13 protein-coding genes and 7 tRNA genes are annotated in these 13,857 nt (G+C 58.2%); 7 read left to right on the top strand and 13 right to left on the bottom strand.

The features are described 5' to 3' along the window. Positions 1–77 precede the first annotated feature (77 nt). The 9 genes from HMPREF1261_RS08485 to HMPREF1261_RS08445 form a co-directional block, all read right to left on the bottom strand. Positions 78–1,304: a Dyp-type peroxidase gene (locus HMPREF1261_RS08485; protein ID WP_023030643.1), complete on the bottom strand. Its 1,227-nt coding sequence runs from the start codon at positions 1,302–1,304 to the stop codon at positions 78–80. Positions 1,305–1,306: 2 nt separating this feature from the next. Further along, the gene (locus HMPREF1261_RS08480; RefSeq protein ID WP_023030642.1) at positions 1,307–1,963 is read right to left on the bottom strand and encodes a copper chaperone PCu(A)C; all 657 of its coding nucleotides are present in this window, start codon (positions 1,961–1,963) and stop codon (positions 1,307–1,309) included. Then, positions 1,963–2,535: a copper resistance protein CopC gene (locus tag HMPREF1261_RS08475; protein WP_034658280.1), complete on the bottom strand. Its 573-nt coding sequence runs from the start codon at positions 2,533–2,535 to the stop codon at positions 1,963–1,965. The genes HMPREF1261_RS08480 and HMPREF1261_RS08475 overlap by 1 nt, the downstream gene beginning before the upstream one ends. Before the next feature lie 223 nt (positions 2,536–2,758). Next, positions 2,759–2,834: transfer RNA gene (locus HMPREF1261_RS08470), tRNA-Gly, on the bottom strand. Between the two features lie 43 nt (positions 2,835–2,877). After that, positions 2,878–2,949 (bottom strand) — tRNA-Val (locus HMPREF1261_RS08465). A gap of 27 nt (positions 2,950–2,976) precedes the next feature. Next, positions 2,977–3,047 (bottom strand) — tRNA-Cys (locus HMPREF1261_RS08460). Between the two features lie 30 nt (positions 3,048–3,077). Beyond that, positions 3,078–3,153, bottom strand: a tRNA-Gly gene (locus HMPREF1261_RS08455). Between the two features lie 38 nt (positions 3,154–3,191). Continuing rightward, positions 3,192–3,263, bottom strand: a tRNA-Val gene (locus HMPREF1261_RS08450). Between the two features lie 54 nt (positions 3,264–3,317). Further along, positions 3,318–3,393: transfer RNA gene (locus tag HMPREF1261_RS08445), tRNA-Gly, on the bottom strand. Between the two features lie 256 nt (positions 3,394–3,649). Here HMPREF1261_RS08445 and HMPREF1261_RS08440 point away from each other — a divergent pair. From HMPREF1261_RS08440 to msrB, 5 genes are all read left to right on the top strand, one after another. After that, positions 3,650–3,724, top strand: a tRNA-Val gene (locus tag HMPREF1261_RS08440). 88 nt (positions 3,725–3,812) lie between these two features. Then, positions 3,813–4,715: a DMT family transporter gene (locus HMPREF1261_RS08435; RefSeq protein ID WP_023030640.1), complete on the top strand. Its 903-nt coding sequence runs from the start codon at positions 3,813–3,815 to the stop codon at positions 4,713–4,715. A 45-nt stretch (positions 4,716–4,760) separates the two neighbouring features. Further along, positions 4,761–5,459: a pyrimidine reductase family protein gene (locus HMPREF1261_RS08430; RefSeq protein ID WP_023030639.1), complete on the top strand. Its 699-nt coding sequence runs from the start codon at positions 4,761–4,763 to the stop codon at positions 5,457–5,459. Between the two features lie 6 nt (positions 5,460–5,465). Beyond that, positions 5,466–6,617, top strand: coding sequence for a glycosyltransferase family 87 protein (locus HMPREF1261_RS08425; protein WP_023030638.1), 1,152 nt, complete (start codon positions 5,466–5,468; stop codon positions 6,615–6,617). Between the two features lie 10 nt (positions 6,618–6,627). Beyond that, positions 6,628–7,044: a peptide-methionine (R)-S-oxide reductase MsrB gene (gene msrB, locus HMPREF1261_RS08420; protein WP_005283348.1), complete on the top strand. Its 417-nt coding sequence runs from the start codon at positions 6,628–6,630 to the stop codon at positions 7,042–7,044. Positions 7,045–7,134: 90 nt separating this feature from the next. Here msrB and hemQ read toward each other — a convergent pair whose 3' ends face one another. Then, a complete protein-coding gene (gene hemQ / locus HMPREF1261_RS08415) occupies positions 7,135–7,836 on the bottom strand; it encodes a hydrogen peroxide-dependent heme synthase (RefSeq protein ID WP_005283350.1) in 702 nt (233 codons plus the stop codon). A gap of 150 nt (positions 7,837–7,986) precedes the next feature. On the opposite strand from hemQ, the gene HMPREF1261_RS08410 reads away from it, so the two are divergent. Further along, positions 7,987–8,661 (top strand): DUF3000 domain-containing protein, encoded by a 675-nt coding sequence (locus tag HMPREF1261_RS08410; RefSeq protein ID WP_023017387.1) that lies wholly within the window; start codon positions 7,987–7,989, stop codon positions 8,659–8,661. Between the two features lies 1 nt (position 8,662). Next, positions 8,663–9,883 (top strand): HRDC domain-containing protein, encoded by a 1,221-nt coding sequence (locus HMPREF1261_RS08405; protein ID WP_023030637.1) that lies wholly within the window; start codon positions 8,663–8,665, stop codon positions 9,881–9,883. Here HMPREF1261_RS08405 and dxs read toward each other — a convergent pair. The 3 genes from dxs to HMPREF1261_RS08390 all read right to left on the bottom strand — a co-directional run bounded on the left by dxs (position 9,880) and on the right by HMPREF1261_RS08390 (position 13,841). Then, a complete protein-coding gene (gene dxs, locus HMPREF1261_RS08400; RefSeq protein ID WP_023030636.1) occupies positions 9,880–11,778 on the bottom strand; it encodes a 1-deoxy-D-xylulose-5-phosphate synthase in 1,899 nt (632 codons plus the stop codon). The genes HMPREF1261_RS08405 and dxs overlap by 4 nt on opposite strands. A 106-nt stretch (positions 11,779–11,884) precedes the next feature. Further along, positions 11,885–13,141, bottom strand: a complete 1,257-nt coding sequence (locus HMPREF1261_RS08395; protein WP_023030635.1) for a class I SAM-dependent RNA methyltransferase — start codon at positions 13,139–13,141, stop codon at positions 11,885–11,887. Continuing rightward, entirely contained in the window at positions 13,134–13,841 is a 708-nt protein-coding gene (locus HMPREF1261_RS08390) for a DUF3159 domain-containing protein (protein WP_034658279.1), read from the bottom strand. The genes HMPREF1261_RS08395 and HMPREF1261_RS08390 overlap by 8 nt, the downstream gene beginning before the upstream one ends. Positions 13,842–13,857 lie beyond the last annotated feature (16 nt).

Here is a 13,857-nt window from a genome sequence, read left to right as displayed (position 1 = left end):
ATTCGCGCTCCTTTTTGCGCTCACGCAGATACGGCATACCTGGCCGCATCCACTAGTTAAATTTACGGATCGTCATTCTACAGGCCAGCATGCGTGCAAAGCGATTCCGCCCACCACGTTTCTTTGCCATCGCTGCCTTTAGTTCCCGGCGGGCAGAAATACATCGCCGAACCGATGTGGGTAAGCCACTCATTCAGCAGGTCCGCCTCATCAAGGCGCGCCTGAATAGGCTCGAATTGCTTGGTGGGATCCTGCTGGTAACAGATGAAAATCTGGCCAATATTGGATAGTTGGCCATCCTTGCCATCCGGCGGCAATTCATAGTTATAGGGCCGGCGCAAGATCTTTTGCTCCGGGTGGTCCTTCGGCGCAGTCGCGCGCGCCATGTGGGAGTTCTTATCGATGACCGGCAGGCCATACTCATCCGTGGCCTTAAAGTCCGCCTCATCGAATTCCTTATCACCCGTAAGCGGTGCCCCGTTTTCCAGCTTGCGGCCCACCGCATTTTCGCGGGAGGAGCGGTCCAGCTTTTCCCAGGTATCGAGGTTCATGCGGATGCGGCGCACCACCATGGCCGCACCACCCTGCTGCCACTTCGGGCCATCTTCGATCCAGACCTGGTCCGCGAATTGTTCATCGCCGCGCGGGTTCACGGTGCCATCTTTTTGGCCAAACATATTGCGCGCGGTCTCGCCCTTTTCGTGACTGCCGTAGGCATTGATAAAGCCCTGCTGCAGCCAGCTAACTTCGGCATAGTGCTCGCCAGAGCGCACCATGTGCCGCAACGCATAGGTATTCATCAGCGGGTCATCGCTGCAGATTTGCAGGACGATGTCAGTCTGGCTCCACTTGTCATCTAATTGGTCGCGGGAATAGGCGCGGACATCGCCAAGCCATTCTGGCTTATCCACGCCCAGCAGGGAGAAAATGCGCTCGCCCAGCCCACACGTAATGGTGAGGTTCGCAGGCTGGCGCACCATTTCCGGTTCCAAGGTCCCCAACGGCGGCTGGCCCGTGCACAGCGCTCGCGCGTCCTCGGTCCACAGCTTCATGAGCCGGGCAAAGCCCTGCTTGCCGATGCCCCCTTTAAGATCAAAGCCCACCAAGTTCAGGTGCGCTTGCTCCGGCGTGTCAATGCCGGCCTGGTGTGGGCCGTCGAAAGCCACGGTGGCATCGGCAAGCGGGGGCTGCTCCTCCGCTTCAGCGTGTGGTGTTGATTTATCCGAGTTGCATCCCACCAGCGCAATGGCGCTGGTAGACACTGCAGCGCCGGTGAGAAATCCCCTTCTGCTGAATCCCGTCATGATTAGTGCTTGTGGTTTTCTTTCTCGTCGTCCTTGCTGGAGTGGTCGTGACCGGAGTGATCATGGCCAGAGTGGTCGGAGTGATCGTGGCCCGCGTGACCGTGGTCCATGCCCTCCATGTCGCCGTAGTCCTCATCGCCAGCACCCATGGTGCGGGCCTGGATGGTGCCCAGGTCAAGCTCCTCGCCGTCAGACAGGGTGACCGTCATCTCGAGGGAATCACCAGGCATGATGCCTTCTTTCATACCCATCAGCATGAAGTGGTCACCGCCAGGAGCAAGCTCGTGGCTCTCGCCAGCCTTGACAACCAAGGGGCTGGACTTTTCGCGCATCTGGCCATCGACGGTCTCGTGAATCTGGTTCATCTCTGCGTCCAGGCTCGTGGAGAAACCGGTGATCTCGATGTCTTTATCCGAGTGGTTGACCAACGTACCGAAGATGGCGGTCATGTCCTTGTCTTCGTTGGCGCGGACAACAGCGTCCTCGAAGGTCAGGTCCTTATCCGCTGCAGCGGTAGATTTACTGGTTTCTGCAGTCGAAGAAGCGGCCGAAGTCGACTCCGAGTTGCTGGAATCGCTCTCGTTATCCGGGGAGCAACCAGCAAGAACCAGGGCGCTGAGGGATACGCCGGCAATCAGGTGGGAAATTTTCTTAGTCATTATTTGTGACCTTTCGAGTCGTTTCGACGGGTTTTAGCAATCAGCAAAGCCAGAACGGCCGCTATGGCCAGCACACCGCCCACTCCCAGGATGATTTTCACCGAGGTGGGCATATCGCTCGAAGAATCTGCAGCTCCATCTGCATCTGCAGCGTCGGTGGAGGAAGCATCATCGCTATCCCCACCGGTGACCGTAAATGAGACTCCACCGCGCGTGGCGTGTCCATCCGAGGAGGTGATGTTGTAGCCCACCTGGTAGTTACCTGGGCCGGGATCGACATCATCTGGAGTCGTGATCGTCAGATCGCGTTCATCGAGCTCCGGCTCCTGGCTAAAGATCTGTTCCCCAGTGTCCTTATTGGTTACCGCAAAGGTGTTGAACTGGTCTTTAGGGATGCCGGAGAACTCCAGGGTAATTTCCTCAGGAAACTCCTCGAGCTGGTCGCCCTCCTTCACGGTTCCGCCCACGACGGAATCGTGCGCCAGTGCTACGGGTGCGGATCCGCCGGCGATAAGCGCGGTAGCTCCCACTGCCACTGCCGTGCGGCGCAACCAAGGTACGCGATGGCTCATTTTCAGCTCCTTCAGTTCTGAATTTTGCGTGTACATGCAAAGACATCCTAATCCCACCGAATGCCTTGGTGACAATCGTGGTCATCAGGGTGTCTCTATCAATAGTCGGGAACCATATCCCCATAGTTCCGCACCAAAGCGAAAAAGTCTGCGATCTCCATCACTACAGAAGCTTTGAGCTTGCCGCATGCAAAAAGCCGCCTTGCTAACAAGGCGGCTTGAGTGGAGCGGATGACGAGACTCGAACTCGCGACCCTCACCTTGGCAAGGTGATGCGCTACCAACTGCGCTACATCCGCAGGTAAATCAAAAGATTCACCAAGGGCCACAAGGTGACCCTCGTGCGCGATACTGGGATTGAACCAGTGACCTCTTCCGTGTCAGGGAAGCGCTCTCCCACTGAGCTAATCGCGCCTAATGCCCGAAGGCATTAAGACGTTGAGGTGGAAACGGGAATCGAACCCGTGTGCACGGTTTTGCAGACCGTTGCCTCACCACTCGGCCATTCCACCGTGGCGATACCGCCTCACACAATACAGTGTTGGAGCGGATGACGAGACTCGAACTCGCGACCCTCACCTTGGCAAGGTGATGCGCTACCAACTGCGCTACATCCGCATGCGAAACCAGGCCCGGTTTCTAGGACAAAGTCCTTGTGCGCGATACTGGGATTGAACCAGTGACCTCTTCCGTGTCAGGGAAGCGCTCTCCCACTGAGCTAATCGCGCGCTATTCATTTAGTTCCACTTTCCCTTTGTGGTGTAACACCCTCTAGAAAAGCGTGGAGCGGATGACGAGACTCGAACTCGCGACCCTCACCTTGGCAAGGTGATGCGCTACCAACTGCGCTACATCCGCATCGCGCCGCAGTGCTTAATGCTTTGCGGTGCGTGAACAAACATTATCGTGCTCCCTGCCAGTTTCCAAATCCCCAGCCCAGCACACCTATTGCGCGGAGTAAATCACTCACTTATCGGCGCTGTGAATTGCAGGGTTGTCATTTAACCCGCGCGCTCACCTTCCCAGGCATATCCGCTTTAACCCCACCTTCCGCGCCCTCCATCCAGCCAATTAGGAAAATGGAATGCACCGGGTGTAGATTTATCCCCCGCAAGGTCCTATAGCTCAGTGGGAGAGCGTTCCGTTCACACCGGAAAGGTCACTGGTTCAATCCCAGTTAGGACCACCACCGCCCGCTTAAGCTTAATTTCCTTTGCTTAGGTGGGCTTTTCTCATTCAAGTAGGCTTTTTGGCTTATCTGAGTAAAGTGTCCACCCGTGTTGTGGATACTTTTGGGAATTCTTGCTGGACTGGTCTTACCGATTCAAACGCTAGTCAATACTCGCCTTCGCGCTTCCACCGGCACCCCGTTTTCCTCCTCGATGATTTCCTTCGCCGTAGGAACGGTAACCCTGCTCATCGTGGCTACTGCCGTTACCGGCGGGGATTACGGCATTGCGCAGGCTTTTGATGAACCACTTTGGATTTGGTTCGGCGGTTTGCTGGGTGTTGTCGCACTGACCGGAAATATTCTCCTCTTTCCGCACCTAGGCGCGGTGCAGACCGTAGTCTTACCCATCGCGGGGCAAGTCATCATGGGTCTTATAGTTGACCACTTCGGGCTCTTCGAGTCCCCTCAGTCTTCTTTAACGGTTGTGCGCGCTATCGGTGCCATTATCGTGCTTATCGGCGTGATTGCGGTGGTAGCTACCCCGAGCGCTGCAACAACTAGCGAGGATTCCGCGACCGCCCTGTGGCTCTGGCGGCTCGCCGGGTTTATCTTTGGCTGTTTTACCGCTAGCCAATCCGCTATCAACGGACATCTGGGCCAAGTCACGGGCTCCCCAGTCAGCGCTGCGCTGGTATCTTTCGCCGTCGGCGTTACCGCCCTGGTCATCGTCAATATCGTGTTGCGCTGGCGGCCGCGCATCGAGCGCCCGGAAGGAAAACCTAACCCGTGGTGGATGTGGGTAGGCGGTGTATTGGGCGCGCTTTTCATCTTCGGCAACGCCGCCCTCGTTCCGCAGATTGGTACTGGCCTCACCGTCGTCGCCGGCCTGCTTGGCTCGATGCTGGGCTCGCTCATCATTGACCGCGTAAGCGGCGCCCCCATTAAATCCCGCCAGGTGCTTGGCATTGCCCTGCTCTTAACCGGTGTTGTGCTCATTCGGCTGGTGTAGTTAACGGGGCCCTTCAGGCTCGCACAACCATTACACTGGCAGAACATGGACATCGCTTCGCTTTTAGGGCCCGAGCCCACTCACCTACCCGCCCTCCGGGCCAATATGGTTTCTACCCTCACCGGGTCTGCCACCATCAACGACCTTTCTGAGGCCATGGGCAATGACACCGATGCACAGCTTTTCCAAACCCTGCGCGGCTGGGCGGACGTGGTCTTTGTTGGCGGGCAAACTGTCAGGTCAGAAGATTATTCGGGAGTAGAACAGCACTCTCCTGATTCACGGCCCGCCCCCATCGCCGTGTCCACGCAAAGCTTAAAGTTCGATCCGAGCTCTAAGTTCTTAACGGACTTCACCACTGCCCCGCTCTTCCTTGTCCCCCACGCGGCGCTGCAGAACCCGGAGGTCTCCGCGAGGAAAGGTCCTCTTGAGGCGGCAGGCGCAGAGGTCATCGATGCAGGTGAAGGCACCATGCAGGACTACCTCCGCGTATTGCGGGAGCGTGGATTTCAACGCATCCTTTGCGAGGGTGGGCCAGGAATGCTCGGCCAGCTGGTGCATGTCGATGCCATCGATCAGATGTATCTCACCTTGGATCCCCACCTGTCCACCGGCGTGGAAAAGCCCGTGGCTACCTTTCATGGCACGCACTCCCACCGCCGAATGCACCTAGAAAATATTGCCGCAGATACTGATAGCACGGTGTTTCTGCGATACTCGCGGGCGCCTGAACCCGTAGACTAAAATGTCGTGTCTGCTCGAATAAACGCCGCCGCATGGCCTATTGCCGTTCTCCTTGTCATTCAGCGCGTTTTCATCGTCGCGCGCAATGGGACGCTGACTGATGATTTCACCACGGTCTATAGCGCGCTAAGGCGCATGATCGACGGTATTCCGGTGTATGAGCAGGCCTATAACCATGTGGATCCTTTGTATCTCTACACCCCGGGCGCCACGCTCTTTTTATCGCCTTTAGCGTGGCTCGATTTCGGCCCAGCGCGTGGGCTTTTTATCGTAGTCAACGCCTTTGCCATTATCGCCGCACTGGCGCTACTGACCCACGTGGTAGGTAGAAAGCTCACCTCACCGATATTTCCGGTCTCAATTGCTTTAGCCTTCGCCACGGAATCTGTCACCAATACTTTGGCGTTTACCAATATCAACGGTGTGCTCTTATTTTGCATGGCGCTTTTCCTGTGGGCTTTTATAGAAGCAGAACGCTCCCCTCAGCTCGCGTGGGTTTCCGGCATAGCCATTGGGCTAGCCATTTTGATTAAGCCCCAATTCGCGCCCCTCCTCTTCTTGCCCCTAGTCAAGCTGCAGTGGCGCAACCTCCTCGCGGGGCTGGGGATTCCAGTGGTGCTTAACCTCCTCGCGTGGCCCCTGGTGCCCGGTGCAAGCGGTTACCTGGACAAGCTTGTGCCCTATCTGTCCACGACCCGCGATTATGCCAATTCCTCCTGGGCGGGATTACGCGCCTATGTGGAATTTGGACCAGTCCTCTACTGGGTGGTGTGGGTAATCTTCGCTGCCTTGATCGGCTGCGCGGTGCTTGGGCTATTGCGGTGGCGACAATCCGAACCGGTGTTTTGGGCGCTGACGACGAGTGGCGCGATTATGGTGGGGATCTTCTTCTTGTCCTCGCTAGGACAGCAATATTATTCGATGTGGCTATTCCCGCTGATATTCACCGTGGTCCTGCCGCGCTCCGTCTTTCACTCAGTGGGCGCATGGGTGGCCGCGTTCCTGTTCTTGGCGCCTGTGTCGTGGACATCGCACGCGCACCCGGATGCTGGGCGGTGGATGAACTTCTTCTCCGGCACCGTGGGATGGAGCCTGCTCATCGTCATCATCTTCGCCTGCGTTGCCGGATGGTGGCGTGCAACGCAAATAAAGGATTAAACTTAAAGTCATGACTGATTTTAAGCTCATTGCTGATGCCGACTGGCAAAAGCGCCTTAGCCCCGAAGAATATTACGTATTGCGCGAAGCTGGTACGGAGCCTCCGCACGTGGGCAAATACACCGATACCACCACAGAAGGTGTCTACTCCTGCAAGGCCTGCGGCGAGGAGCTATTCCGTTCCACCGAGAAGTTCGATTCCCACTGTGGTTGGCCTTCCTTCTTCTCCCCGCTAGCCGGTGACAAGATCATCGAGCGAGAAGATAACTCCCTGGGCATGCGCCGCATCGAGGTTCTCTGCGCCAACTGCGAGTCCCACTTGGGCCACGTTTTTGAAGGCGAAGGCTACGATACCCCGACTGACCTGCGCTACTGCATCAACTCTATTTCCTTGAACCTGGAAGAAAAGCCCATCGAGGAAAACTAGGATTTCACTACCACGCGCAGTGAAATGAAATGACAGCGCTGGGAGCTCCCTCCAGTAAAGGGTGCTCCCAGCGCTGTTTTGTTTCACATCTTAGGGCAGAACCTTAATGAGTTCTGCGATGTCCTCCACGCGGCGTCCGGTGTGGAAAGGAATTTCCTCGCGGACGTGGTGGCGGGCTTCGGTATAGCGCATCTTATACATCAGGTCCACGATGCGGTGTAGCTCGTCGGCCTCAAAGGCAAGGACCCACTCATAATCCCCAAGCGCGAATGCCGGCACAGTATTGGCGCGCACGTCGGGGTAGTCGCGTGCCTGCATGCCGTGCTCCATCAAAATGCGGCGGCGCTTTTGTTCGTCCATCGTGTACCAGTCATACGAACGCACGAAGGGGTAGACGGCAATCCACTCCTTGGGCTCTTCCCCCATGATGAAGGAAGGCAGGTGGGATTTATTAAACTCGGCGGGCCGGTGCAGGGCGTTTCCAATCCACGTTACTTCGCTTACCTGGCCCAGGGTGGTCTCCCGGCGGAAATCGCCGAAGGCTTTTTGGATATCGGAAAATTCCTCAGCGTGCCACCAGATCATGAAGTCTGCAGAATCGCGCATCGCGGTCAGATCGTAGACGCCGCGAACGGTGACCTTATTGTCCTTTTCTAGCTCCGCAAAGAATTCTTGGGCTTGGGAGATAATCTCCTCGCGCTCGGTGCCCAGGCCGCCTGGGATCACCTTAAAAACGGCGTGTTGGGAGTACTGCTGTACCTCGTTGAGTTCCTTGAAATCGAGCTTCGCCATTGCCTTCTCCTTTGCAGAAGCTTATTCGAATATTCGGACATATCCATCATAAGTTGGAGTTACACCGATTGTCATCCCGCTCCCCTGTGTGCCTCCCACTATCGGCGCGCCTCCGCCAGCTCAAGGTAGCGAAACTATAGCTTTATCAAGGTGAGTAATTCCGAATCGACCACGCCCAGCGCCGGTAAGAATGCCGGAGGCAACTCCGGAGATGGTGCAGCCTTTACCTCCCTACGCCGCAACGACGAGGCACAAGAGCCGACGACGCCACCGGCTTTTACTCAGGCGGTAGAGTCCATGCACGCGGCCACTCTTCGCCCTGAGATTAGCCTCGGGTCCATTCGCCCACCGCAGCGGCTAGCCCCCTTTAGCCACGCCATTGGCCTTGAGGTGGGCACGGAAGAGGAGCCCGATATTATCGCCACCGATTCAGATGGCGATGCCTTCGGGCGTCTCATCCTCCTCCATGACCCGGGTGCAGAAGAAGCCTGGGAGGGCGCGATGCGCCTAGTGGCGTATATCCAGGCCGATATGGATGATTCGGTTGCAGGAGATCCGTTGCTTCCGGACGTCGCCTGGCAGTGGCTCAATGAAGGCTTAGAAAAAGAGGGCGCGGAGCTTACCAACCTCGGCGGCACCGTCACCTCCACCGCTTCGGTCCGCTTCGGGGAGATCGGCGGTCCCCCGCGCGCTTATCAGATTGAAATGCGCGCATCGTGGACCGCGGAGGGACTAGATTTAGCACCGCACGTGCAGGCCTTTGCACAAGTATTAGCCAACGTCGCGGGCCTGCCGCCTGAAGGCGTTACTGAACTCGGCCGCTAAGATGGTGGAATTTCGGAAGCGTCCGAAAGAGGGTATTCCGAAGGTATTATCCACCCCGGCGGAATTTGCCGCTGCCGCCGCGCGGTTGCAGGCAGGCACCGGGGCCTTTGCCATCGATACCGAGCGCGCCTCAGGCTACCGGTACGATGACCGCGCCTTTCTCATCCAGATTCGCCGTAACGGCGCCGGGACGATGCTTTTTGCCCCAGAAGGCCACCGCGCGGAGTTAACCCAGGTGCTGGCCCCGGTGCTCAATGGTCAGCACTGGATCATTCACGCCGCCCCCTCGGATCTCCCCTCTCTTGGGTGGCTCGGGCTTTTCCCCGGCGCCCTTTTCGATACGGAATTAGCCGCCCGGTTTGCTGGCTTTCACCGCACCAATTTGGGCGCCATTATCGCGGAGCTTTTCGATGTCCAGTTAGAAAAGGGCCACGGCGACGATGACTGGTCCATCCCGCAGTTGAGTGAAGAAATGCGCGCTTATGCCGCGCTCGATGTCGAGCTCCTGCTGGAACTAGCTACGACGCTGCGCGATATCTTGGCCGAACAAGAAAAGCTGGAGTGGATGCTGGAGGAGTGCGCGGCAATCGTCGCCAAGCATGCACATGACACCTCCCCACAGCCGGGCTCCTGGCGCGATATCAAGGGAGTATCGAGCTTAAAGAATGGGAAGCAGCGCGCCGCGGCGCAATCACTGTGGAACCTGCGCGATGATATTAGCCGGCGAACCGATACCGCGCCTGGGCGGGTACTGCCCAATAAGGTCCTGGTAGAGATTGCCCGGATCCTGCCCAGCACGCAGCCGCAGCTCACCCGCATCAAGGGGTTTCCGCGCCGGCGCAAGGGTGCCGCGCAGCGCTGGTTGCGGGCGGTGCAGCAGTCCCAGAAAATTCCACCGCGGGGGCGCCCGGGTGCGCTCCGTGAGGAAAGAACCGTTCCCTCCAAATCGGTGTGGTCCAGGGAGTATCCAGAACTGTGGGAGGAGTATCAGCAAATCCGCGCCGCCGTTGGGGACATCGCCGAAGAGCTCGGGCTACCATCGGAGCTGCTCCTGCGACCCGCTACCCTCCGCGCTGCCGTGTGGGCGGCGATTGGTGGGAGCGGAACCATCAGCCAGCCTGAAGACGTGCCCGCCTTCCTAGAAAGCGAAGGCGCGCGGTCATGGCAGGTCAACCTCGTTGCCCCGGCATTGATCGCGAGCCTATTTTCCCAACCAGATTAAGCGGTGAGGTTTTCTACCCACTCGGTAATCGATGCGGCAGTGAGCTCTGGGCTTAGGCCAAATTCTTCCAAAACCTCGCCGCGGGAACCGTGCTTGGGGAAGTAACCAGGAACGCCAAGGCGCCGCACCGGGGTATCCACCTCTGCGGCTCCGAGAGCCTCAGCAATCATGGACCCGATGCCGCCGCGAATGAGGCCGTCTTCTACCGTCACCACCAGATCGTGATCTGCCGCCATAGCGATGACGGAGTTTGCCACTGGCGCGACCCATCGCGGGTCAATGACCGTGACGTTGAGCCCCTGCTTCTCCAGCTCTTGCGCGGCCTTAATGCTCCGTGCAGACATCGCACCGATAGAAACGATGAGAACCTCGGGGGTATCCTCACCGGCATCGGCCTCGCCGTAGTAGAGGATATCGACGCCATCGGCAAGCGTATCCACGGCTTCCATATCGGGCAGCAAGTTTCCCTTGGGGAACCGGACGACTGAAGGCCCAGAATCAATGTCCAGAGATTCGTGAAAGAGCTCGCGCAGGCGCGCACCATCGCGCGGGGCGGCGATGTGCATGCCAGGGACAATGCTCATTAAGGACATATCCCAAATTCCGTTGTGGGAGGCGCCATCAGATCCCGTCACGCCCGCGCGGTCCAGCACGATGGTCACCGGCAGCTTGAGCAAGGCAATATCCATGATCACCTGATCCACAGCCCTATTCAGGAACGTGGAATACACAGCCACCACGGGGTGCATGCCGCCCAAAGCCAAACCAGAGGCAGAGGCCATCGCGTGCTGCTCGGCGATGCCCACATCAAAGAACCGCTCTGGGAAACGCTCCTGGAAGGGAGCCAACCCCGTAGGACCCGCCATGGCTGCGGTGATTGCAACGATGTCATCGCGCTTTTCCGCCGCCGCGATCAATTCTTCAGAAAATGCGGCCGTCCACCCCGGCTGCTTGGTGCCCTTGGCAACGCCGGTTACTGGGTCGATGGCACCGGTCGAGTGCATCTGATCCTTCGGCTCATTGACCGCAGGCGCAAACCCGTGGCCCTTTTCCGTGACCACATGCACGATAATGGGGCCCTCATAATCGCGGGCATAGGAAAGCGCATGCACCAAACCATCGATGTCATGGCCGTAAATGGGGCCAATATATTTAATGCCCAGCTCCGGGAAAATCTCCGTGGGCAAGACCGTGGACTTGACGCCTTCTTTCATGGCATGGAGCGCATCAAAGGCGCGCTCGCCTACCCACCCCATGGATTTTAAGCGGCGCTTGCCCTGCTCCATGAGCTCGTCGTAGCCATGCTGAGAACGAATGCGCCCCAGGTTTTCAGAAATGCCGCCAATCGTGGGCGAATAGCTGCGGCCGTTGTCGTTGACCACGATGACCGCATTGCGCTTTTTATCTTCAGAAATATTATTGAGCGCTTCCCAGCACATGCCGCCGGTCAAGGCGCCATCGCCGACGATGCCGATGACGTTGCGGTGGCCTTCCCCGCGAATCTTGAAGGCCTTGGATAGGCCATCCACAGTCGATAGCGAGGCGGAAGCATGCGAGGATTCCGTCCAGTCATGCTCGGACTCACCGCGGTCCGTATAACCGGACAGGCCGCCCTTTTGGCGCAGGGTATCGAATTGGGCCGTGCGGCCAGTGAGCATTTTGTGCACATAAGACTGGTGGGAGGTATCGAAGATGATGGGCTCGCGCGGGGAATCAAAGACCCGGTGCAGCGCAATGGTCAATTCCACCACGCCCAAATTGGGCCCCAAGTGCCCGCCTGTCACCGATACCTTATCGATGAGGCGCTGGCGAATATCCGCCGCAAGTTCCTCCAACTTTTCTGCAGGCAGTGCCTTCAGGTCTTGCGGCGAGTTTATGGTATCCAAGATAGTCATGGAGCGGCCTTCAACTCCTTCTGTGCTTAGTTCTTCCTATCCACCGTACCCGTGGTCCGTATTTTCTTTTATATCGGCTCATTACTTCAGGCGAGGTATTTTCGCGTTAAACGGACCTCTGCGCCGGCTTATCTGCTTCCTTATCTGGGGTAATAAGAGCGATAACCTCAAAGTGATGGGTGCCAGGAAAGGCATTGATTAGCGCCATTTTCTCAGGCTTGTACCCAGCGTTTTGCCAGAGGGACAGGTCGCGGGCAAAGGTGGCAGGGTCGCAGCCCACATGAACCACGGCCTGCGGCTTTGCCTCCGCCACGGCGCGGATCACCTGCTCGCCCGCCCCGGTTCGCGGCGGATCGAGCACCACGGCACCAGGTTGGGGCAATTGAGCTGCAACCTGTTCTACCTTGGCGGATTTTACTGCGATATCGATATCGCGCAGCCCCGGCTGCGTAGACGCCGTTGCCGCGGGCGAATAGTCCACGGAAATGACTTTTCCGCCGGTGGCATCAGACAACGCAGGCGCGAAAAGTCCGACCCCGCCGTATAAGTCCCAGGCGGTCTTGTGCTGGTAATCCCGGCCGGCCAGCCACTGCCCCGCCACAGCGCTATAAAGCTCCGGCGCCGCCACATGCGCTTGCCAAAAGGCCGTGGCAGGAAAGGAAAACTCGCGGCCATTGACATATTCGGCCACGGTGCCAGAGCCCTCGATAACTTCGCGAATGGTCTCCACGCGCCTGCCCCTCGGGGCCTTGCGCGTTTCCACCACATGCCGGTTACCCGCACCATCGAGAACCGCGACTACTTCGGCCCCAGGGGTAAAACGCCGCGCGCCGTCGCCTACCAAACCATCAATCAAGCCATCTGCTAGTTGGGTACAACCGACAGAAGTCACCAGCTCATTCGAGCGGTACTTCCGCAATCCGGCGCGGCCTTGCTTGTCGACGCCCAACCTGACCCTCGTCCGCCAGCCCCGTACCGGCGGCAGGTCGTGTTGTTCAATAGTGAGGGACTCGAGCCCTTCTATGCCGCTACGGCGCAGCTGTTCGCGGAGAACGTCCATCTTGATGTCTAGTTCCGCTGCGGGATCCAACTCTGCAAAATCGCAGCACCCAGCACCAAGCTCCGCGGCGGGGCAACTACTGGGTACGCGCAGAGCCCCTGCGGTGACGATGCTATCGAGTTCGCCCTTGATAAAGGACTTTTTCACCTTACCGGCGGTTGCGCGAACCGTGTCCCCCGGAAAAGCCCGGGGAACGAAGACGACGCGCCCGTCTGAGGCGTGGCCGATGCCAAGTCCACCATGGGCCATGCGGTCAATGGTGACCTCCAGGGTGTCTCCGCGAGATAGAGCGGACTCATTCATTTTCTACCTCGAACTCTTGTGTACTGCGATCTGAACTTGTGGCAAGCCCGGCATTTTCTGCCGCTTCTACCGCGGCATCTGCGCGGCGCACCATCCACACGGTCAATGCGGTCACCAATAGCGTCAAGGGCCAGCCCATGACGATCCTGGTAATGCCCAAGGCGGTCGTCTCCCCGGCATCATAAATCGCCCGCTGGATGATAAACCGCGCTAAGAAGATAACGGCCCACCCGGCGGTGGCAATGGAATAGGCCCTGCGCGCAAGCTTTACCTTCTGCCAGGCCATATCATCGCCGTTCAAGCCCTTCCAGATAACGCCAACGGCCGGCCACCGGAAGAGAATTGATAGCGACGCGGCGATAAACAGGGCCAGTGACATCCAAATGCCGTATAGGAAGTAGCCTTTGGCATCGCCGGTAAACCAGGCGATGGCGGCGCAAATGGCCACCCCGATAAGGCCAGAGATGGCCGGCTGAATGGTCTGTTTGCGAACGATGCGCCATATGGCGATCACTACCGCCACACCCAGCGCGGAGATGAGCGCCGGGGTTAGGCCGTAAAGGCTATTAACTGGAATAAGGACGACGATGGGCAAGGTGGCCGCAACCAGTCCGGGAAGGCCTCCCATTTGTTCCAACAGAGTTGGCTCAGTATCGCGGTCCTGGTCGTCGCCTAGCTGTGGAGCCTGCGGCTCCGGCAAAGAGTTACTCACGTAG

This window comes from Corynebacterium sp. KPL1818, assembly GCF_000478135.1.
Classification (GTDB): Bacteria; Actinomycetota; Actinomycetes; order Mycobacteriales; family Mycobacteriaceae; genus Corynebacterium; species Corynebacterium accolens.
Note: the sequence above shows the minus strand (reverse complement) of the source record. Positions and strands in the feature narration are given on the sequence as shown.